This is a genomic window from Pseudomonas sp. KnCO4 (assembly GCF_045344305.1).
In the GTDB taxonomy this organism is placed as follows: Bacteria; Pseudomonadota; Gammaproteobacteria; order Pseudomonadales; family Pseudomonadaceae; genus Aquipseudomonas; species Aquipseudomonas anuradhapurensis.
In genome coordinates, this window is record NZ_CP174199.1 from 3,095,961 (window position 1) to 3,116,773 (window position 20,813).

Annotated in this window: 15 protein-coding genes; 7 read left to right on the forward strand and 8 right to left on the reverse strand. The window is 65.1% G+C overall.

Going from position 1 to position 20,813, the window contains the following annotated elements:
• Nucleotides 1-27: 27 nt before the first annotated feature.
• The 8 genes from ACJA3S_RS14555 to ACJA3S_RS14590 all read right to left on the reverse strand — a co-directional run bounded on the left by ACJA3S_RS14555 (nucleotide 28) and on the right by ACJA3S_RS14590 (nucleotide 13,966).
• The gene (locus ACJA3S_RS14555; RefSeq protein ID WP_406819015.1) at nucleotides 28-1,515 is read right to left on the reverse strand and encodes an efflux transporter outer membrane subunit; all 1,488 of its coding nucleotides are present in this window, start codon (nucleotides 1,513-1,515) and stop codon (nucleotides 28-30) included.
• Complete coding sequence (locus tag ACJA3S_RS14560) at nucleotides 1,512-4,619, reverse strand: efflux RND transporter permease subunit (protein WP_406819016.1); 3,108 nt, start codon at nucleotides 4,617-4,619, stop codon at nucleotides 1,512-1,514. Before ACJA3S_RS14560 ends, ACJA3S_RS14555 begins: the two co-directional genes overlap by 4 nt.
• The gene (locus ACJA3S_RS14565; RefSeq protein ID WP_406819017.1) at nucleotides 4,616-7,714 is read right to left on the reverse strand and encodes an MdtB/MuxB family multidrug efflux RND transporter permease subunit; all 3,099 of its coding nucleotides are present in this window, start codon (nucleotides 7,712-7,714) and stop codon (nucleotides 4,616-4,618) included. Before ACJA3S_RS14565 ends, ACJA3S_RS14560 begins: the two co-directional genes overlap by 4 nt.
• The gene (locus ACJA3S_RS14570) at nucleotides 7,711-9,024 is read right to left on the reverse strand and encodes an MdtA/MuxA family multidrug efflux RND transporter periplasmic adaptor subunit (protein WP_406819018.1); all 1,314 of its coding nucleotides are present in this window, start codon (nucleotides 9,022-9,024) and stop codon (nucleotides 7,711-7,713) included. Before ACJA3S_RS14570 ends, ACJA3S_RS14565 begins: the two co-directional genes overlap by 4 nt.
• 230 nt (nucleotides 9,025-9,254) lie before the next feature.
• Nucleotides 9,255-9,755 carry a thiol peroxidase gene (gene tpx / locus ACJA3S_RS14575; protein WP_406819019.1) on the reverse strand — a complete coding sequence of 167 codons (501 nt, stop codon included), beginning with the start codon at nucleotides 9,753-9,755 and terminating at the stop codon, nucleotides 9,255-9,257.
• Between the two features lie 167 nt (nucleotides 9,756-9,922).
• The gene (locus ACJA3S_RS14580) at nucleotides 9,923-11,203 is read right to left on the reverse strand and encodes a serine/threonine transporter (protein ID WP_406819020.1); all 1,281 of its coding nucleotides are present in this window, start codon (nucleotides 11,201-11,203) and stop codon (nucleotides 9,923-9,925) included.
• A 325-nt stretch (nucleotides 11,204-11,528) separates the two neighbouring features.
• Entirely contained in the window at nucleotides 11,529-12,725 is a 1,197-nt protein-coding gene (locus ACJA3S_RS14585) for an aromatic amino acid transaminase (RefSeq protein WP_406819021.1), read from the reverse strand.
• Between the two features lie 215 nt (nucleotides 12,726-12,940).
• Nucleotides 12,941-13,966, reverse strand: a complete 1,026-nt coding sequence (locus ACJA3S_RS14590; protein WP_406819022.1) for an Ldh family oxidoreductase — start codon at nucleotides 13,964-13,966, stop codon at nucleotides 12,941-12,943.
• A 143-nt stretch (nucleotides 13,967-14,109) separates the two neighbouring features.
• On the opposite strand from ACJA3S_RS14590, the gene ACJA3S_RS14595 reads away from it, so the two are divergent.
• From ACJA3S_RS14595 to ACJA3S_RS14625, 7 genes are all read left to right on the forward strand, one after another.
• Entirely contained in the window at nucleotides 14,110-14,982 is an 873-nt protein-coding gene (locus tag ACJA3S_RS14595; protein ID WP_200625833.1) for a MurR/RpiR family transcriptional regulator, read from the forward strand.
• 21 nt (nucleotides 14,983-15,003) lie between these two features.
• Nucleotides 15,004-15,756, forward strand: coding sequence for a transporter substrate-binding domain-containing protein (locus ACJA3S_RS14600; RefSeq protein WP_406819023.1), 753 nt, complete (start codon nucleotides 15,004-15,006; stop codon nucleotides 15,754-15,756).
• A gap of 168 nt (nucleotides 15,757-15,924) precedes the next feature.
• A complete protein-coding gene (locus ACJA3S_RS14605; protein ID WP_170030245.1) occupies nucleotides 15,925-16,644 on the forward strand; it encodes an ABC transporter permease in 720 nt (239 codons plus the stop codon).
• Complete coding sequence (locus ACJA3S_RS14610) at nucleotides 16,641-17,351, forward strand: ABC transporter permease (RefSeq protein ID WP_406819024.1); 711 nt, start codon at nucleotides 16,641-16,643, stop codon at nucleotides 17,349-17,351. Before ACJA3S_RS14605 ends, ACJA3S_RS14610 begins: the two co-directional genes overlap by 4 nt.
• A 17-nt stretch (nucleotides 17,352-17,368) precedes the next feature.
• The gene (locus ACJA3S_RS14615; RefSeq protein WP_406819025.1) at nucleotides 17,369-18,613 is read left to right on the forward strand and encodes an NAD(P)/FAD-dependent oxidoreductase; all 1,245 of its coding nucleotides are present in this window, start codon (nucleotides 17,369-17,371) and stop codon (nucleotides 18,611-18,613) included.
• Nucleotides 18,614-18,636: 23 nt separating this feature from the next.
• The gene (locus ACJA3S_RS14620) at nucleotides 18,637-19,419 is read left to right on the forward strand and encodes an amino acid ABC transporter ATP-binding protein (protein WP_406819026.1); all 783 of its coding nucleotides are present in this window, start codon (nucleotides 18,637-18,639) and stop codon (nucleotides 19,417-19,419) included.
• 490 nt (nucleotides 19,420-19,909) lie between these two features.
• Entirely contained in the window at nucleotides 19,910-20,719 is an 810-nt protein-coding gene (locus ACJA3S_RS14625; protein ID WP_406819027.1) for a gamma-glutamyl-gamma-aminobutyrate hydrolase family protein, read from the forward strand.
• Nucleotides 20,720-20,813 lie beyond the last annotated feature (94 nt).

Consider the following 20,813-nt stretch of genomic DNA (forward strand, 5'->3'; position numbering starts at 1 on the left):
TTTTGTGCCTTGCGGACGCCAGGCAGGTCAGTCCTGCGCGGCGAATGCCTGCCCGGCATCCCAGCCCCCGCCCAGCGCGGCAATCAGCTGAACGCTGGCCACCAGGCGCCCTTGCAGCAGGTTCAACACACTGCGCTCGTTGCTCAGCGCGGTGGTCTGCACATTGACCACATCGAGGTAGCCGATCAGCCCCGCACGGTACTGGTTTTCGGTCAGGCGCAGCGACTCGCGCGCAGCATCCAGCGCTTCCTGGCGCACCACTGCCTCATCGCCATACACTTTCAGCTGCACCAGCAGGTTCTCCACTTCCTTGAAGCCGTCGAGCACGGTCTGGCGGTACTGCGCCACGGTCTGGTCATACACCGCCACGGTGCGGTCCACTTCGGCGCTGCGCTTGCCGGCATCGAACAGGGTCAGCGCCAGCTGCGGGCCCACCGACCAGTAGCGGTTGGGCAGCTCGATCCAGTTGTTGAAACTGCTGCTGGAATAGCCGCCACTCATGCTCAGGCTGAGGTCCGGGAAATACGCCGCCCGCGCCACGCCAATGTTGGCGTTGGCTGCCATCACGTTGCGTTCGGCGGCAGCGATGTCCGGGCGCCGTTCCAGCAACTGCGATGGCAGGGATACCGGCACCTGCGGTAGTGTCGGCAGGCTTTTGCTGTCGGCCAGGGCAAACTCGGCCGGGGCCTTGCCCAGCAACACGGCAATGGCATTCTCGAACTGCGCGCGCTGCCAGGCCAGGTCGATCAGGTCGGCCTGGGTGGTTTTCAGCTGGGTACGCGCCTGGGCCACCGCATCCGGGCCGGCAACGCCCGCGCGGTACTGGTTCTGGGTCATCCGCAGCGAACGCTCATAGGCGGCCACGGTGGCTTCCAGCAGGCGCTTCTGCTCGTCGATCACCCGCAACTGCAGGTAGTTCTGCACCAGTTCCGACTGCTGGCTGAGGCGGATCGAGGCCAGGTCGGCCAGGCTGGCTTCGGCACTCGCCTGGTTGGCATCGAGGGTTTCGCGCAGCTTGCCCCACAGGTCGATTTCCCAGCTGACGCCGAGCTGGGCATTGTAGGTGTTGCGAATGCCGCTGCTGTTGTTGGACAGGCTCGAACTGGAGCTGCCGGTGCCCTGAGCCGAGCGGTTCTTGCCGACACTCAGGTCGAGGCTGGGGAACAGTGCCGCGCGGCTGCTGCGCACCAGCGCCTGGGCCTGGCGATACTGGGCCTCGGACTGCGCCACGGTCTGGTTGCTGCGGTTCAGTTCCTCGACCAGCGCATTGAGCCCGGCATCGCCGTAGATCTCCCACCAGGCTCCGCGGGCGATGGCATCGGACGGCGTGGCCTGGGTCCAGCCTTCGGCGTGCTTGAACTGCGCCGTGCCGCTCATCTCGGGGCGGTGATAATCCGGGCTGAGGGTGCAGGCACTGAGCAAGGCCACGCACAACCCGGCAGCGAGCAGGTGTGAGCCACGCGCACGCGCCAGCACTTGCAGGGTTCGGTGAAGCGGGGTGTGGGCAAAAGTCATAGCGGGGTATCCAGGGCGGCGTCGCTGCGCACGCCGCGCCAACGGTTGAAACGGTGACGCAGGCGGTCCAGGTACAGGTACACCACCGGCGTCGTGTAAAGGGTGAGGACCTGGCTGAACACCAGCCCTCCGATGATGGTCAGGCCCAGCGGTTGGCGCATTTCCGCGCCTTCGGCACTGCTCAGCAGCAGCGGCAAGGCACCGAGGATGGCCGCCAGGGTGGTCATCAGGATCGGCCGCAGGCGCAGCAGGCAGGCACGGCGGATCGACGCCTCCGGCGACAGGCCCTGGTGACGTTCCAGTTGCAAGGCCAGGTCGATCATCAGGATCGCGTTCTTCTTCACCACGCCAATCAACAGGAACAAGCCCAGTAGCGAGATCAGGCTGAACTCGCCACCCGTGACGTACAGCGCCAGCAAGGCGCCGACGCCAGCCGAGGGCAGTGTCGACAGGATGGTCAGCGGGTGAATGTAGCTTTCGTAGAGGATACCCAGCACCAGGTACACCAGCACCAGCGCGCCCAGGATCATCAGCGGCTGGCCTTGCTGGGTCTTGGCGAAGGCATCGGCACTGCCACCGAGCCTGGCAATCACTTCCTCCGGCAGGCCCAGCTTGGCCACCGCGCGCTCCAGCGCCACCATGGCCTGGTCGGGGCTGTAGCCTTCGGCGATATCGAAGGCGATGCTTTCGGCCGCGAATTGCCCTTCATGGCTGACCCGGTCGTTGGCCAGGCTGTTCTCGTAATGGGCGATGGTCGACAGCGGAACGCGGGCGCCATCAGCGGTGATTACCTGCACCTGCTCCAGGGTGCTCGGGTCCCAGGCGTATTTCGGGTTGATCTCCAGCACCACCTGGTACTGGTTGAGGCTGTCGTAGATGGTGGAGATCTGCCGTTGGCTGTAGGCGTTGTTGAGCACCGTGGTGACCATGTCCATGTCGATCCCCAGGCGCTTGGCCTGGTCACGGTCGACCACCAGGGTTACCTGCTGGGTCCCGGCCCCGTCGCGGGCATCGATGGCGGTCAGCTGCGGCAGCGCACGCAGTGCTGCAACCACTTTCGGGAACCACTCGCGCAACGCCGCCAGGTCGCCACTCTGCAAGGTGTACAGGTACTGCGACGAGGTCTGGTCACGGCCGCCGCCGCCCAGTTGCAGGTCCTGGTCGGCCATCAGGAACAGGCGCCCGCCTGGCACCTTGGGCATCTCTTTGCGCAGGCGTTCGATCACCTTCTGCGCATCGAGCTTGCGCTCGTGAATCGGTTTCAGGCGCACCAGCACGAAGGCGTTGTTCGTGCCGCTGTTGCCGCCGATGAAGCCGGCAACGCTCTGCACCGCCGGGTCGGCCAGCAAGGCACGGCGATAGATTTCCATCTTCGGTTGCATCACGCTGAACGACAAACCGTCGTCACCCCGGATGAAGCCCATCAGCTGGCCAGTGTCCTGCTGCGGCATCAGCGTCTTGGGGACCACCACGTACAGGGCGATATTGATGCCGATGGTCGCCAGCAGGCTGACCAGGGTCAGGCGCTTGTGCCGCAAGGCCCAGCCCAGGCTGCGGTCATAGGCCTCGACCATGTTCCGGTGCAGCTTGTCGCTCCAGCGCTGCAGGCGGGTCTGCTCGGCCCGGTGTGGCCGCAGCCAGCGGGCGCAGAGCATCGGCGTGAGGGTCAGCGAAACCACCAGCGACACGATGATCGCCGCCGCCAGGGTGATCGAGAACTCCTGGAACAGGTTGCGCACGATGCCACCCATGAACAGGATGGACACGAACACCGCCACCAGCGACACGTTCATCGACAGCAAGGTGAAGCCCACCTCCCTGGCACCGAGGTAGGCCGCCTTCAGCGGCGGCTGGCCATCCTCGATATGCCGGGAGATGTTTTCCAGCACCACGATGGCATCGTCCACCACCAGCCCGGTGGCCAGGATCAGCGCCATCAGCGACAGGTTGTTGAGCGAGAAGCCACACAGGTACATGACCGCGAAGGTCCCCACCAGCGACACCGGCACGGCCAGGCTGGGGATCAGCGAGGCGCGCAGGCTGCCGAGGAACAGGTAGACCACCAGGATCACCAGCACCACCGCGATCAGCAGGGTGTGCTCGGCTTCCTTCAGGGTGGCCTTGATCACCGGCGAGCGGTCCATGGCCACGTTCAGTTGCACGCTGGCCGGCAACAATGACTGCAAGGCCGGCAGTTGCGCCTTGATCTGGTCCACGGTCTCGATGATGTTGGCGCCGCTCTGGCGGTTGACCACCAGCAGGACGGCACTCTGGTCGTTGAAGAAACCGCTGTTGTAGCGGTTCTCGACACCATCGGTAATGGTCGCCACGTCGGAAAGGCGCAGAATGGTGCCGTTCTGCTGGCGGATCACCACCGGCTCGTAGTCCCTGGCGCTTTCCAGCTGATCGTTGGCGCGCACCTGCCAGTTACGCTCGGCATCCTCGACAAAGCCCATGGGCCGGCGCTGGTTGGCGTTGGATACCGCCGTGCGCACCTCGTCCAGCGACACACCGTACTGGTTGAGCAGTTGCGGTTCCACAGCAATCCGCACCGCCGGCAGCGAACTGCCGCCGATCTGCACCTCCCCTACCCCCGGCACCTGTGCCAGGCTTTGCGCCAGGATGGTATCGGCCAGGTCGTACAACTGGCCTTTCTGCAGCACCTGCGAGGTCAGCGACAGCACCATGATCGGTGCCTGCGACGGGTTGACCTTCTTGTAGGTGGGCATGCTGCGCATGCCGCTGGGCAACAGGTTGCGGGTGGCGTTGATCGCGGCCTGCACCTCGCGCGCCGCCCCGTCGATGTCACGGCCGATCTCGAAGCCGATGATCACCCGGGTGGAGCCCTGGTTGGAGCTGCTGGTCAAGGTGGTCACGCCAGCGATACTGCCGAGCTTGCGTTCCAGCGGCGTGGCCACGGTGGAGGCCATGACCTCGGGGCTGGCGCCGGGCAGGTTGGCCGTCACTACGATCACCGGGAAGTCCATCTGCGGAAGCGGTGCCACCGGCAGCAGGCCGAAGCTGACCCCACCCAGCAGCATGATCGCCAGGCTCAGCAGCATGGTTGCCACCGGGCGACGGATGAACGGGCCGGACAGGTTCATGCCTGGGCCTGCCTAACATCGGTGGTCGGGCGCCAGCGACGGGCCAGGCGATCGAAGTACAGGTAGATGACCGGGGTGGTGAACAGCGTCAGCACCTGGCTGACCAGCAACCCGCCGACCATCACCAGGCCCAGCGGCTGGCGCAGCTCGGCACCGGAACCGGTGGCGAACATCAGCGGCACGGCGCCGAACAGCGCGGCCAGGGTGGTCATCAGGATCGGCCGGAAGCGCAGCAGTGCCGCCTGGTAGATTGCATCGCGCGGGCTCATGCCCTGCTGGCGCTCGGCCTCGAGGGCAAAGTCGATCATCATGATCGCGTTCTTCTTGACGATGCCGATCAGCAGGATGATGCCGATGATGGCGATCATGCCCAGGTCATTGCCGCTGATGAGCAAGGCCAGCAAGGCCCCGACCGCTGCCGACGGCAGGGTGGAGAGGATGGTCACCGGGTGGATGTAGCTTTCGTACAGCACGCCGAGCACGATGTACATGGTCACCACCGCCGCCAGGATCAGCAGCAGGGTGCTCGACAGCGACGCCTGGAACGCCTCGGCGGCGCCCTGGAAGCGGGTCTGCACGCCCAGCGGCATGCCGATGTCCTGTTGCACCTGCTCGATCACCTGCACCGCCTTGCCCAGCGATGCGCCGTGGGCCAGGTTGAACGACAGGGTCACCGCCGGGAACTGGCCGATGTGGGAAATCGCCAGCTGCGCCTGGCGCTGCTCGATGCGCGCCAGGGCCGACAGCCGCACCTGGCCGCCATCACTCGCCTTGACATGGACCGACTCCAGCGCCTGCGGGCCAATGACCGCTGCGTCTTTCGACTGCAGCACCACGCGGTATTGGCTGGCCTGGGTGTAGATGGTGGAGATCTGCCGCTGGCCGAACGCGTCGTACAGGGCGTTGGTGATCTGCGACACGCTGATGCCCAGGCGGCTGGCCATGTCGCGGTCAATCACCAGGTATACCTGCAGGCCCTTGTCCTGCAGGTCACTGGCCACGTCGGCCAGTTCCGGGCGTTGCTGCAGCGCCTGCACCAGCTTGCCGCTCCACTGCGCCAGCAGGTCGGCATCCGGTGACGACAGGCTGAACTGGTACTGGGTACGGCTGACCCGGTCCTCGATGCTCAGGTCCTGCACCGGCTGCATGAACAGGCGGATCCCCACCAGGCGATCGAGTTGCGGCTGCAGGCGGCTGATCACCTCGCTGGCGCTGACATCGCGCTCGCCATGCGGCTTGAGGTTGATCAGCAGGCGGCCACTGTTGAGCGTGGCGTTGTCGCCATCGACGCCGATGTAGGACGACAGGCTCTGCACCGCCGGGTCCTGCAGGATCACCTTGCTCAAGGCTTGCTGGCGCTCGCTCATGGCGGCGAACGAGGTGGCTTGCGGCGCTTCGGAAATACCCTGGATCACCCCGGTGTCCTGCACCGGGAAGAAGCCCTTGGGCACCATCATGTAGAGGAACACGGTGAGCGCCAGGCTGGCCACGGCCACCAGCAAGGTCAGCGGCTGGTGCTTGAGTACCCACTGCAAGGCACTGCCGTAGTGCCTGATCAGCCAGTCGATCCAGGCGCCACTGGCGCGGTAGAAACGGCCCTGTTCTGCGGGCTCGGGCTCACGCTTGAGCAGGCGCGCGCACATCATCGGCGTGAGGGTCAGCGACACCACCAGGGAAATCAGGATGGCCACCGCCAGGGTGATGGCGAACTCGCGGAACAGGCGGCCGACCACATCGGCCATGAACAGCAGCGGAATCAGTACCGCAATCAGCGAGAAGGTCAGCGAGACCAGGGTGAAGCCGATCTGCCGGGCGCCCTTGAGCGCCGCCTGCATCGGTGTCTCGCCCTCCTCGATGTGCCGGGAGATGTTCTCCAGCATGACGATGGCATCGTCGACCACGAAGCCGGTGGCGATGGTCAGGGCCATCAGCGTCAGGTTGTTGACCGAGAAACCGGCCAGGTACATCACGCCGAAGGTTCCGATCAGCGACAGCGGCACGGCAATCGACGGGATGATGGTGGCGCTGAACCGGCGCAGGAAGACAAAGGTGACCATCACCACCAGGGCGATGGCCAGCAGCAACTCGTGCTGCACGTCCTTGACTGCGGCACGGATGGTCTGGGTGCGGTCGGTGAGCACCGAGACGTCGAGGCCGGCCGGCAGGTTGTCGGTGATCGACGGCAACAGCTCCTTGATCCGATCGACCACTTCAATGACGTTGGCGCCCGGCTGGCGCTGGATGTTCAGCAGCACCGCGTGGTTGTCATTGGCCCAGGCGGCCAGGCGTTCGTTCTCCGCGCCATCGACGATTTCGGCGACGTCCTTCAGGCGCAGCGGTGCCCCGTTGTTGTAGGCCAGGATCAGGTTGGCGTACTCCTCGGGAGAGCGCAGCTGGTCGTTGGCGTCGAGCATCGAGACGCGGGTCGGCCCGTCGAAGTTGCCCTTGGGCTGGTTGACGTTGGAGGCACCGATCAGGGTGCGCACGTCCTCCAGGTTCAGGCCGTTGGCAGCCAGGGCATCGACATTGACCTTGATCCGCACCGCCTGGCGCTGGCCGCCGGCGATGCTGACCATGCCCACGCCACTGATCTGCGCGAGCTTCTGCGCCACGCGGGTATCGACCAGGTCGTTGAGCTTGGGCAACGGCATGGTCTTGCTGGAAATGGCCAGGGTCAGCACCGGCGTGTCGGCCGGGTTGACCTTGTTGTACACCGGTGGCGCCGGCAGGTCGCTGGGCAACAGGTTGCTGGCGGCATTGATCGCGGCCTGCACCTGCTGCTCGGCCACGTCCATGTTCATGTCGAGGTTGAAGCGCAGGGTCAGCACCGAGGCGCCGCCGGAGCTGGTCGAGGCCATCTGTTCCAGGCCCGGCATCTGCCCGAACTGGCGCTCCAGCGGCGCAGTGACGGCGCTGGTCATGACCTGCGGGCTGGCGCCGGGGTACAGGGTCATGACCCGGATGGTCGGGTAATCCACCTGCGGCAAGGCGGAAACCGGCAGCAGCTTGTAGGCGATCAGGCCGGCCAGGACGATGGCCAGCATGCTCAGCGTGGTGGCGACCGGGCGCAGGATGAACGGGCGCGAGAGGTTCATGCGCCGGCCTTGCCTGCGGCCTGGCCGGGCTGGGCTTCACCGGCCTGCGCCGCGCCCTTGGCCTCCTGCCCCTGCAGCTGCTGGCCGGGGCTGGTCGGCACTTGCGAGCTGTCTTCGACCACTTCCACCTTGGTGCCTTCGCGCAGCCGGTCGGTGCCCTCCAGCACCAGGCGCTCACCGGCCTTGAGGCCTTCGAGGATGACGCTGTACTCACCGTCGCTGGCGCCCACCTTGAGCTTGCGCACGTTCACCGTGCTCTGCTCGTTGACCACGTAGGCGAAGGTGCCATCGTTGCCGAACTGGATGGCTGCCGCCGGGGCCAAGGTCACCTGCCTGAGGGTGTCGGCAAGCAGGCGCACGTTGACGAACTGGTTGGGGAACAGGGCCAGGTCCCTGTTCTCGAAGCGGCCCTTGAACTTGAGGGTGCCGGTGGTGGTGTCGATCTGGTTGTCGATGCTGCCCAGCACGCCGGTGGACTGCAGTTTGCTGTCGCTGCGGTCCCAGGCCTCGACCGGCAGGCTGGCGCCGCTGCGATAGCGCTCCAGCACCGTGCTCAGCTCGGTTTCCGGCAGGGTGAAGGCGACGCTGATCGGTTCGGTCTGGGTGATCACCACCAGCGCGGTGGTGTCGTTGGCCGCCACCAGGTTGCCCAGGTCGAGCTGGCGCAGGCCCACGCGACCGTTGATCGGCGCACGGATCTGGGTGAACTCGAGGTTCAGGCGGGCGTCGTTGACCTGCGCCTGGTTGGTCTTGACCAGCCCCTGGAACTGCGCCACCTGTGCTTCGGCAGTGTCGAGGGTCTGCTTGGCGATACTGTCTTCGGCATACAGGCCTTTATAGCGGGCCAGATCAACCTGGGCGTTCTTCAGCTGCGCCTGGTTCTGCGCCAGGGTGCCTTCGGCCTGTTGCAGGGCGATGCGGTAGGGGCGCGGGTCGATCTCGGCGAGCAGGTCGCCGGCCTTGACCTGCTGGCCCTCCTTGAAGTGGATCTTCACCAGCTCGCCGGCGACGCGGCTGCGCACGTTCACCGTATTGGTCGCGGTGACCGTGCCCAGCGCCTTGTAGTACAGCGGGAAATCGCCCACCCGCACCGGCTCGACACGCACCGGGACCGGGTCGCTGGAGCCGCCGAAGCCCGGGCGGCCGCCCATCATGCCCATGCCCGCGCCCTTGCCGGCGCGCCCGCCACTGCTGTCCTTGTGCGCAGGCGTCGCGGCAGGCCACAGCCACCAGGCCAGGGCAGCCACCAGCAGCAGGATCAGCAGGCCGACGAGCCAGCGACGGGGGGAACGGGAATTGGGCGCTTGCATGGGTTGAACGAACCTTGTTCGGAATGACGACGTGGGGAGGATGAAACGATAAGCACTGGCATCGCTTTAGCAAAGGGCCTTTACCAGAGGTTTACCTTTGCCTGACGTTGCCAAAACCCTGAACTTTAAATGAAAACGGCCCGGAACGCGTTCCGGGCCGTTTACAGGGTGTTACCTGGAGCGGTGGCGGGCTGGAAAGTTCCGCTGCCTGTACCGCCCCCAGATGGCAATTACTTCAGTACAGCCAGCGCCGCATCGTAGTTCGGCTCGTCGGCGATTTCGCCAACCAGCTCGCTGTGCAGCACCTTGTCGTTCTCGTCCAGCACCACCACGGCGCGGGCAGCCAGGCCGGCCAGCGGGCCGTCGGCGATGGCGACGCCGTAGTTGTCGAGGAACTCGCGGCCACGCAGGGTCGACAGGTTCTTCACGTTGTCCAGGCCCTCGGCGCCGCAGAAGCGGGCCTGGGCGAACGGCAGGTCGGCGGAGATGCACAGCACCACGGTGTTGGCCAGTTTGTTGGCCTGGGCGTTGAACTTGCGCACGGAAGTAGCGCAGGTCGGGGTATCGACGCTAGGGAAAATGTTCAGCACCTTGCGCTTGCCGGCGTAGTCCTGCAGCGACTTGTCGGCCAGGCCTTCACCGACCAGGGAGAAAGCCGGAGCCTGGGCGCCGGGCTGTGGCAGGTTGCCGTTGACCTGGACCGGGTTGCCTTTGAGAGTCACTTGAGCCATGACGAATTCCTTATGCGGGGGTTTGAAAAGGACACTGAGTTAAGCATGAAGGCGGTCGGGTGCCTATGGGGCAGGTGAAATTGTTCTATTGCCTGACAAAACTTGTGGACAAAAAAATGCCCGGGTAGCGACAAACGCCCCGGGCATGCTTCATCGCCTGCAGTGCATCAGCTCACCAGGCCGTACACCACCGAGGTCAGTGCCACCAGGCCGACCACCACGACGAACAGGTTGGACGCCGCACCGCTGTACTTGCGCATCGACGGTACCCGGCGGATGGCATACATCGGCATCAGGAACAGCAACACCGCGATAATCGGGCCGCCCAGCGACTCGATCATGCCGAGGATGCTCGGGTTGAGGGTGGCCACGATCCAGCACACCACCAGCATCAGCGCGGCTACCACACGGTCCAGGGCCTTGCCCCCCGGGCGCGCGCCCGTCTTGGTGATGATACCCTTGAGGCCTTCGCTGGCACCGATGTAGTGGCCGAGGAAGGACTTGGCGATGGCCACGAAGGCAATCAGCGGCGCGGCGAAGGCGATGGTCGGGTTGCTGAAGTGGTTGGCCAGGTACGACAGGATCGACAGGTTCTGTGCCTTGGCCTCGGCCAGCTGGGCGCTGTTCAGGGTGAGCACGCAGCTGAACACGAAGAACAGCACCATCAGCACCATCAGCAGGTGTGCGCGCCGCAGGATCTGGCCGCTGCGCTCATCGGCGTGCTCCCCGTAACGGCGTTTCTGGTCAACGGCAAAGGCCGAGATGATCGGCGAGTGGTTGAACGAGAACACCATCACCGGAATCGCCAGCCACACGGTATGCAGGAACGCCGATGCCGGCGGCACCTGGTGGGCGCCATCGAGGATGCCGCCGGTCCAGTGCGGGACCAGGTACAGGCCCAGCAGCCCCAGGGCGACGATGAACGGGTAGACCAGCAGGCTCATGACCTTCACCGTGGCCTGCTCGCCGCAGCGCACGATGGCCAGCAGGCCGAGGATCAGCACGAACGACAGGATGGCCCGCGGCGGCGGCTCCAGGTGCAGCTGGTGCTCCATGAAGCTGGCCACGGTGTTGGTCAGCGCCACGCTATAGATAAGCAGGATCGGGAAGATCGCGAAGAAGTACAGCACGGTGATCGCGCCGCCGGCGGAGGCGCCGAAGTGCTCCTTGACCACCTCGGTGATGTCGCCACCCGCGCGCCCCGAGAGGACGAAGCGGGTCAGCCCGCGGTGGGCAAAATAAGTCATCGGGAAGGCCAGCGCGGCCAGGATCAGCAGCGGCCAGAAGCCGCCGAGGCCCGCGTTGATCGGCAGGAACAGGGTTCCGGCGCCGATGGCTGTGCCGAACAGGCCCAGCATCCAGGTGGTGTCGTGACGCGACCAGCTGCCGAGGGTGGCGGGGGTCGATTCTGCAAAGCGTTGTTCAACGCTCGGGGCCTGCTCATTCATTCCGGGTGAAGCTCCACTCGCAAGACTGCAACAGGCTGAGAATGGCGGACTAGACGTTCCGCCCAACTCAACCGGGAAAGAGGGGCGCGATTGTGCACGGAAAGGTTGCACTTGCGAAGCCCTATCCGAGGGACGGTTGCACTTGTCTTTACAAGCGGGTTGTGCCTACAGGCTGGAGGGGACTGTGCAGGAGCGGCCTTGCGTCGCGATGGGCCGCGACGCGACCCCGACAATATTTGCGGCGAAGCTGCAAAATGTGGGGCGCTGTGCGCCCCTATCGCGACACGAGGCCGCTCCTCCCAGGGCGCGCCGCCCTGGGAGAAGTTTACTTCTGGACCGCAGCGAAGGCTTCGGCAACCCGTTGCAGGTTGGCCGGGCGCAGGCCGGACATGCACACGCGGCCGCTATCGATCAGGTACACCCCGAACTCGTCACGCAGGCGGCGTACCTGCTCGACGCTGAAGCCGGTGTAGCTGAACATGCCGCGCTGACGCAGGAAGAACTGGAAGTCCTGGCCTGGCAGCAGCACCGCCAGGGCATCGACCAGCGCCTGGCGCATGTCGAGGATGCGCTTGCGCATCACTTCGACTTCCGCCGCCCACTGGGCATTGAGGCCGGCATCGCCGAGCACGCCAGCGACCAGCTGGGCGCCGAAGTTGGGCGGGCTGGAGTAGTTGCGGCGCACGGTGGCCTTGAGCTGGCCGAGCACGCTCTGGGCGGTGGCCTCGTCGTCGCAGACCACCGACAAGCCACCGACGCGCTCGCCATACAGCGAGAAAATTTTCGAGAACGAGTTGCTGACCAGGCACGGCACGCCGGCGCGGGCCATTTCGCGGATGGCGTAGGCGTCTTCCACCAGGCCTTCGGCGAAGCCCTGGTAGGCAATGTCGAGGAACGGGATCAGCTGGCGTGCCTTGACCACTTCGACCACCTGTTGCCACTGGTTCTGGTCCAGGTCGGCCCCGGTCGGGTTGTGGCAGCACGGGTGCAGCAGCACTACGCTGTTGGCCGGCAGGGTTTGCAAGGTGGCCAGCATGCCGTCGAAGTCCACGCCACGGCTGGCCTGGTCGAAGTACGGGTAGGTGTGCACCTTGAAACCGGCGCCTTCGAAGATGGCGCGGTGGTTGTCCCAGGTCGGGTTGCTGACCCAGACTTCGGATTGCGGGAAGTAGCGCTTGAGGAAGTCGGCACCGACTTTCAGCGCACCGGAACCGCCCACGGTCTGCACGGTCGCTACGCGGCCAGCGGTCACGGCCGGGTGATCGGCCCCGAACAGCAGCGCCTGGATGGCCTGGCGGTAGCTGGCCAGGCCTTCCATCGGCAGGTACAGCGAAGCTTCATGGTCCTGGCCGGCGATGCGTTTTTCCACCGCATCCACAGCCGCCAGTTGCGGCACCACGCCGGCCTCATCGTAGTACAGGCCGATACTCAGGTTGACCTTGTCGGCGCGCGGGTCGGCCTTGAAGGTTTCCATCAGCGAGAGGATCGGGTCGCCGGCATAGGCATCGACATGTTTGAACACAGCGTGCAGCTCCTTGGATCAGGACAGTACGAAAAGTCAGCCCTGAGCATACCCGGAGTGCACGGTCAGGAACATCAACTATTGTGCAAGGTTGTCCATGCAACGATGCATGGCTCGGGGCAGTGGCGAATTCTTCGCGGGCAAGCCCGCCCCCACCGGTACTGCGAGGACGGTGATATCCCTGTGGGAGCGGGCGTGCCCGCGAAGAGGCCGGGTCAGCCAAGCAACGCCTGAAGGCCTTGTAATTCCTGCTCGGTCAGCGCCACCCCCTCCTCCTCGGCGACCTCGCGCTCGCGGTAACGCCGTTCGCCAGGCATGCGCGTCAATCCCACCGCCTGCATCTGTTCCACCAGTTCGCGGCTGCGCTGGGCAAAGCGCTCGCCCTCGGCCTTGCTCGGGTCGATGACGATGATCAGCTGCCCGGTCCATGGTGTTTTCGCGCCCGGATGCCCCGACCAGTCGAATTCCCACGAAAAGTGCCCGCCGGTCAGCGCCGCCGCCAGCAACTCGACCATCATCGACAGCGCCGAGCCCTTGTGCCCGCCAAACGGCAGCAAGGCGCCACCTTCGAGGATTGCCTTGGGGTCGGTGGTCGGCTCGCCATTGGCATCCACGCCCATGCCTTCAGGCAGCTGCTGGCCAGCGCGCGCGGCAATCTGCACGTCACCGTGGGCCATGGCACTGGTGGCCATGTCGAAGACGATCGGGTCGTGCTCGGCACAGGGCGCGGCAAAGGCGATGGGGTTGGTGCCAAACAGCGGCTTGCGCGCACCATGCGGCACCACGCAGGTCATGCTGTTGACCACGCTCAGGGCCACCAGGCCTTCCTCGGCGAAAGGTTCAACGTCTGGCCACAGCGCGGCGAAGTGGTGCGAGTTGTGAATCGCCAGTACCGCGATGCCAGCGTTGCGCGCCTTGGCCACCAGGAGATCACGGGCTGCCGCCAGTGCCGGCTGGGCAAAGCCGCCTGCGGCATCGACACGCACATAGCCAGCCGCCACGTCGCTGACCTGCGGCGTGGCCTGGCCGTCGACCCAGCCACTGGCCAGCGTCGAGACATAGCCGGGCATGCGGAACACCCCATGGCTGTGGGCACCATCGCGCTGGGCGCTGGCGCAATTGTGAGCCAATACACGGGCCACGCCATCGCTGCAGCCATGGCGCTGAAAAATAGCCTGCAACAAGGCCTGGAGCTCGGTGAAAGGCACGCGCACGACGGTGCTGGTGGAAGGTGCGGACATCTGAAGCTCCTTTGTTGGAATTGGAATGGCTACAGCGTGCAACGACAAAAACTTTCCTGCATGTGACAGCTATCTGTCAATTGTTGACTTGATGACAGAAAACATTCATTTTCTTCCACAAGCCTCACCCCTGGAGCCGCAGCATGAGCCAAATGATCAAGCAACGCCTGGAACACAGCCTCGAAGGGGCCGCAGCTTCCGGCCGCAAGATCGCCACCTACATGCTCGCCAACCTGCATGAACTGCCGTTCCAGACCTCGGCCAGCATCGCTGCCAAGCTGGGCGTCAGCGAATCCAGCGTTGGCCGCTTCTGCCGCTCACTGGGTTATGCCCATCTCAAGGCGCTCAAGCAAGACCTGCAGAACGACCTGGGTGACGGCCCGTGGCTGGTGGGCGACCGCCTGCAAGATTACCGCCAGAATCAGGACGCCGGCGACAACGCTGGCAGCCTGGAGCTGGAAATCGCCGCCCTGGTGCGTGTGCACGAGTATCGCCAGGGCAGCGCCTGGCACGCCGTCGCGCAACGCCTGGCGAGCAAGCAGCGGGTGTTCATTGCCGGTTTCCAGACCGAGCGCGGCATCGCCATGTGCATGAGCCATCTGCTGCAGTACCTGCGCGACGGTGTGCAACTGGTCGATCTCGGCGCCGGCCACTTCGGCGACGTGTTGCTGGGCCGCGCCGAGGACAGCGCCCTGGTGGTATTCGAGGCACGCCGCTATTCCCGCCATGCCCTGCTGTTGTGCCAGAAGGCGCGCGAGGCCGGCATTGCGGTCACCCTGGTGACCGACACCTTCTGTGACTGGGCCGATGCCAATGCCGACGAGGTGTTCCGCATCCCCACCGAATTCAACCTGTTCTGGGAGTCCACCTCGACCATGCTGTCGTGGGTGCACCTGATGGTCAACGAGGTCTGCAAGAAGCTCGGGCCGGATGTTGAAAAACGCTTGGAAGCAACTGCCGCTCTACATAACGAATTCGTCGGCTACACCTCGTGGTCGGCGGGAAAACAACAATAGCAAGAGTGCAAGAGGTGCGAGATGAACAAGACCATGGCCTTGGTGGGTGCGTGCGCCCTGCTGCTGTCGGGCGCCGCCAGTGCCGAAACCCTGCGCTTCGCCACCGAGGGCGCCTACCCGCCCTTCAATTACGTCGACGCCAATAACCAGTTGCATGGCTTCGATGTCGACATCACCCACGCCCTGTGCGAGCAGATGAAAGTCGAATGCACGCTGGTGGCCCAGGACTGGGAAGGCATCATCCCCGCCCTGATGGCACGCAAGTACGACGCGGTGGTGGCCTCGATGATCAACACCGAGGAGCGGCGCCAGAAGATCGCCTTTACCGACCACTACTACCGCACACCGCTGACCGTCGCCGTGGCCAAGGACAGCAAGATCAGCGACGCCCAGACCAACTTCGACGGTTATACCGTCGGCGCGCAGTCGTCGTCGACCCAGGCCATCTACGCCGAAGACGTCTATGCCAAGGCAGGCGCCGACGTGAAGCTGTACCCGACCATGGACGAAGCCAACGCCGACCTCGCCGCTGGCCGCCTGGATGGCGTGATCGCCGACAAGTTCCCGCTGCAGGAGTGGATGACCAAGAACGGCGGCGACTGCTGCAAGATCCTCGGTGACGTGGCCAACACCAAGGCCGACGCCGCGATTGCCGTGCGCAAGGACGACGAAGCCCTGCGCCAGCGCCTGAATACCGCGCTGCAACAGATAGTGGCCAACGGCACCTACCAGAAGATCGCCAGCAAGTACTTCGCTTTCGATATCTACAACTGATCTTCAGGAAACTGCGCAATCTGCAGGAGCGGCCTTGCGTCGCGACAGGGCCGCAAGGCGGCCCCGGCAATCCCTGCCACGGCATAGATCCTGGGGCTGCTGCGCAGCCCTTGGTGACACCAGGCCGCTCCTGCAAAGAGTCCGCGTTGCCCATCCTAGGGGTTTGTCATGCTCGATCAATTGTCCTTGCTGTCCTTCGCCAGCGGAGGCTGGGGCCAGGCGCTGCTGGCCGGCGCCCTGGTCACCCTGTCCCTGGCCCTGGCCTGCCTGCCCGTCGGCCTGCCGCTGGGCCTGCTGGTCGCCCTCGCGGCACGCTCGCGCAAGCGCCTGCCGCGGCTCTGGGCCACCACCTTCTCCACCGTGTTCCGTGGCCTGCCCGAACTGCTGACGCTGCTGATCATCTATTACGGTTGCCAGATCGCGGCGCAGAAGATCCTCGCCGCCATGGGTTATCCGGGTGAATTCCTGATCAACACCTTCCTGGCCGCGATGATCGCCTTCAGCCTGGTGTTCGCCGCCTTTTCCAGCGAAATCTGGCTGGCCGCCTTCAAGACCTTGCCCAAGGGCCAGCTGGAAGCGTGCTCGGCGCTGGGCCTGAGCAAACGCACGGGTTTCTTCAAGGTGCTGCTGCCACAACTCACCCGTATCGCCCTGCCCGGCCTGTCCAACAACTGGCTGTCGCTGCTCAAGGACACCTCACTGGTTTCCACCATCTCGCTGGTCGACCTGATGCGCCAGACCAACCTGGCGGTCAGCGTGACCAAGGAACCGATGTTCTTCTATGGCGTCGCCTGCCTGGGCTACCTGCTGTTCGCCGCCCTCTCCGGGCGCGTGTTCGCCTTCATCGAACGGCGCAGCAACCGCCACCTGCAAGGAGCACGCGCATGAGCCTCGAACAACTGCTGGCGTTGGTGGTCGACCCCAACCTGCTGGAGCGCTACGGCCCGCGCTTCCTCGATGGCCTGCTGGTAACCGCCAAACTGGTGGCGATTTCCTTCAGCCTGGGTGCCCTGCTGGGCCTGCTGCTGGCCCTGGCGCGCATGTCGCGCAGCCTGCTGCTGCAACGCATGGCTGCAAGCTACGTGTACTTCTTCCGCGGCTCGCCGCTGCTGGCCCAGCTGTTCCTGCTGTATTACGGCCTGGGCTCGCTCAAGGGCTTCTGGCAGGACGTCGGCCTGTGGTGGTTCTTCCGCGAGGCGTGGTTCTGCACCTTGCTGGCATTCACCTTGAACACGGCCGCCTACCAGGCCGAGATCTTCCGCGGCAGCCTGATGGCCGTGGCTCCTGGCCAGCATGAAGCAGCGCGGGCCCTGAACCTGAAGCGCTCGACCACCTTTTTCAAGGTGATCCTGCCGCAGTCGCTGTTGGTGGCCATCGGCCCGCTGGGCAACGAACTGATCCTGATGATCAAGGCCAGCGCGATCGCCTCGCTGGTGACCATCTACGACCTGATGGGCGTGACCAAGCTGGCCTTCTCGCGCAGTTTCGACTTCCAGATCTACCTGTGGGCCGCCGTGCTCTACCTGCTGATCGTCGAACTGGTGCGGCGCCTGTTGAAGCACCTGGAAGCCCGCCTGGGCCGCCACCTGAATTGACCGAAGGATACGTTCCAATGCATTGCCAGACCCTTGTCCTCGGCGCCGGCATCGTCGGCGTCAGTACCGCGCTGCACCTGCAGGCCCGCGGGCGCCAGGTGATCCTGATCGACCGCGACGAACCGGGCAGCGGCACCAGCCACGGCAATGCCGGGCTGATCGAGCGCTCCAGCGTCATCCCCTACGCCTTCCCGCGGCAGTTGGGGGCGCTGCTGCGCTACGGCCTGAACCGCCAGCCCGATGTACGCTACAGCCTGCTGCACCTGCCCAAGACGGCCCCGTGGCTATGGCGTTACTGGCGCCAGTCGGCCCCTGCGCGCCTGGCCGGGGCTGCCGCCGACATGCTGCCGCTGGTGCAACGTTGCGTCGAGGAACACGATGCGCTGATCGCGGCCGCCGGCCTGGAAGGCCTGGTGCAGGCCAAAGGCTGGATCGAAGTGTTCCGCGACCCGGCGCTGTTCGCGCAGGCCAAGGCCGACGCCAAAGGCCTGAGCCGCTATGGCCTGCAGTTCGAAATCCTCGAATGCGGGCAACTGCAGGCCCGCGAACAGCAACTGGACGCCACCGTGGTCGGTGGCATCCACTGGCTCGACCCCAAGACCGTGAACAACCCTGGCGCCCTCACCCGTGGCTACGCCAGCCTGTTCCTGCAACGCGGCGGGCAGTTCCTGCATGGCGATGCACGCAGCCTGCGCCAGCTCGGTGGCCAATGGCAGGTCGACAGCCGCCGCGGCCCGATCAGCGCCGATGAAGTGGTGGCCTGCCTCGGCCCACAGTCCGCCGATCTGTTCAGCGGCCTGGGCTATGAAATCCCGTTGGCGATCAAGCGTGGCTACCACATGCACTACAGCACCCGTGACGGCGCGCAGCTGGAGCACTCCATCTGCGATACCCAGGGCGGCTACGTGCTGGCGCCCATGGCCCGCGGCGTGCGCCTGACCACCGGCATCGAGTTCGCAGCCAGCAGCGCCCCGGGCAACCAGATCCAGCTGGGCCGCTGCGAAGCCCTGGCCCGCAAGCTGTTCCCGGCGCTGGGCCAGCGCCTGGACGACAGCCCCTGGCTGGGCCGCCGCCCCTGCCTGCCGGACATGCGCCCGGTGATCGGCCCGGCTCCACGCCACCCGGGGTTGTGGTTCAACTTCGGCCATGCCCACCACGGCCTCACCCTGGGCCCGGTCAGCGGCCGCCTGCTGGCCGAACTGGTCACCGGCGAGCGCCCCTTCACCGACCCCGCGCCTTATAGCGCGACCCGTTTCGACTGAACCCACGCGGGAGAACAACAAACATGACCGCACCACTGAGCCTTGCCAGCCTTGCCCCCGAACCCGACCCACGCCCGGTGCTGATCCGCATCGAGGGCCTTAACAAGCACTACGGTGCCTTCCATGTACTGCGCGACATCAACCTGCAGGTGCGCGAAGGCGAACGCATCGTGCTTTGCGGGCCTTCCGGCTCGGGCAAATCGACGCTGATCCGTTGCATCAACCGCCTGGAAGTGGCCCAGCAGGGCAGCATCAAGGTGGACGGCATCGACCTGGCTGCCAGCAGCCGCGACGCGGCGCGGGTGCGCAGCGATATCGGCATGGTGTTCCAGCACTTCAACCTGTTCCCGCACATGAGCGTGCTGGACAACTGCCTGCTGGCCCCCACCAGCGTGCGCGGGTTGTCGCGCAAGGATGCCGAAGAGCGCGCACGCATGTACCTGAGCAAGGTCGGTATCGAAAGCCAGGCGCACAAGTACCCCAGCCAGCTGTCCGGTGGCCAGCAGCAGCGGGTGGCGATCGCCCGGGCGCTGTGCATGAAGCCCCGCATCATGCTGTTCGACGAGCCCACCTCGGCGCTGGACCCGGAGATGGTCGCCGAGGTGCTGGACGTGCTGGTGCAACTGGCCGGTACCGGCATGACCATGCTCTGCGTCACCCATGAAATGGGCTTTGCCCGGCAGGTCGCCGAACGCGTGCTGTTCCTCGAGGGCGGGCAGATCATCGAGGACAGCCCGCCGCAGGTGTTCTTCAACCAGCCGCGTACCGAGCGGGCCAAAGGGTTCCTGGCGCAGATCCTGCACTGACTGAAAATCATCCAAGCCGGCGCGATACCTGTGTAGGAGCGGCCTTGCGTCGCGAAAGGGCTGCAAAGCAGCCCCGGCATTTGTATTTCTGCGCTGAAATCCTGGGGCTGCCATGCAGCCCTTTCGCGACACAAGGCCGCTCCTACACAGGTGAGCGTCAGCCGACGGCGTGAGCGACTCTGCCGGGCCTTCATTGCACCGCTGCAAAGACCCGACTGCATCGTTAAATATTATTGACCTTAACCCCCGCCAAACCCACGCCGGCACAGGCCCGCATCGGTTTCAGCCCCCAAAAACCGGCGCCTTCCCTGGCATCAAGCCCTGTTCCGTCGTTTGACATATCGAACGGCTCTGGCAAGCTATCTACAAGCCCCGACCGGAATCGTCGCCTCTGACGAGCCGGCAGTGCTCGGGGCTACAGGCTGCACCCAAGGCCAAGCGCCGTGCACCTGCACAACAACGACAGGCCGAACCTGTCCCAAGGTGACATATGTCCAACAGCAACATTGGCAACAAGCAACCTTCCCTGCGCAAACCCGTCGTCCTGATGACCATGGGCAGCCAAGAGCGCAAAGGCCATGACTACCAGGTCATGACCCACAAATACATCACTCCGCTGGTCGAATTCGCCGATTGCGTACCGGTGCTGGTCCCCACCTGCTGCGGCATCGATGACCTCGAAACCTACCTGGACATGGCCGACGGCGTGTACCTGACCGGCGCTGGCAGCAACATCGACCCGGCCCTGTACGGCCAGGAAAACCAGACCCCCGGCAAAGGCCAGGACAAGAACCGCGACCTGTTCGACATCCCCCTGGTCAAGGCAGCGATCAAGCGTGGCCTGCCGATCTTCGGCATCTGCCGGGGCATGCAGGAAATCAACGTGGCCCTGGGTGGCGACATCTACCAGAAGGTCTACGCCGAGCCTGGCTTCAATGACCATCGGGAAAACCCTGAAGACCCGGTCGAGGTGCAATACGCCCAGGTGCACGGCGTGAAGATCGAGCCTGGCAGCTGGCTGCGTGACACCCTCGGTACCGACGAAATTCGCGTCAACTCGCTGCACGGCCAAGGCCTGCGCAAGCTCGGCGCCGGCATCGAGGCCATCGCCCACGCCGAAGACGGCCTGGTCGAGGCGATTCACGCCCCGAGCCTCTCGCCGTTCCTGTTTGCCGTGCAGTGGCACCCAGAGTGGCAAGCGGCGAGCAACCCGGACTCGATCAAGATCTTCCAGGCCTTCGGCGATGCGTGCCGGGCCCAGGTACGCAAGGCGCAGATCAAGCGCCAGCAGGCTGCCTGACCTTCGTTTCACTGCGCTTTGATCGCGGGGCGGCGCAAGGTCGCCCCCGTTTCCCCGGTCACCCTCTGCTGGTCCCAGAACACTTCCCGTGGAA

Coding starts and splice junctions, on each gene's coding strand:
- ACJA3S_RS14555 (WP_406819015.1), bottom strand. CDS start 1,515: ATGACTTTTGCCCACACCCCGCTTCACCGAACCCTGCAAGTGCTGGCG.
- ACJA3S_RS14560 (WP_406819016.1), bottom strand. CDS start 4,619: ATGAACCTGTCCGGCCCGTTCATCCGTCGCCCGGTGGCAACCATGCTG.
- ACJA3S_RS14565 (WP_406819017.1), bottom strand. CDS start 7,714: ATGAACCTCTCGCGCCCGTTCATCCTGCGCCCGGTCGCCACCACGCTG.
- ACJA3S_RS14570 (WP_406819018.1), bottom strand. CDS start 9,024: ATGCAAGCGCCCAATTCCCGTTCCCCCCGTCGCTGGCTCGTCGGCCTG.
- tpx (WP_406819019.1), bottom strand. CDS start 9,755: ATGGCTCAAGTGACTCTCAAAGGCAACCCGGTCCAGGTCAACGGCAAC.
- ACJA3S_RS14580 (WP_406819020.1), bottom strand. CDS start 11,203: ATGAATGAGCAGGCCCCGAGCGTTGAACAACGCTTTGCAGAATCGACC.
- ACJA3S_RS14590 (WP_406819022.1), bottom strand. CDS start 13,966: ATGTCCGCACCTTCCACCAGCACCGTCGTGCGCGTGCCTTTCACCGAG.
- ACJA3S_RS14595 (WP_200625833.1), top strand. CDS start 14,110: ATGAGCCAAATGATCAAGCAACGCCTGGAACACAGCCTCGAAGGGGCC.
- ACJA3S_RS14600 (WP_406819023.1), top strand. CDS start 15,004: ATGAACAAGACCATGGCCTTGGTGGGTGCGTGCGCCCTGCTGCTGTCG.
- ACJA3S_RS14605 (WP_170030245.1), top strand. CDS start 15,925: ATGCTCGATCAATTGTCCTTGCTGTCCTTCGCCAGCGGAGGCTGGGGC.
- ACJA3S_RS14610 (WP_406819024.1), top strand. CDS start 16,641: ATGAGCCTCGAACAACTGCTGGCGTTGGTGGTCGACCCCAACCTGCTG.
- ACJA3S_RS14615 (WP_406819025.1), top strand. CDS start 17,369: ATGCATTGCCAGACCCTTGTCCTCGGCGCCGGCATCGTCGGCGTCAGT.
- ACJA3S_RS14620 (WP_406819026.1), top strand. CDS start 18,637: ATGACCGCACCACTGAGCCTTGCCAGCCTTGCCCCCGAACCCGACCCA.
- ACJA3S_RS14625 (WP_406819027.1), top strand. CDS start 19,910: ATGTCCAACAGCAACATTGGCAACAAGCAACCTTCCCTGCGCAAACCC.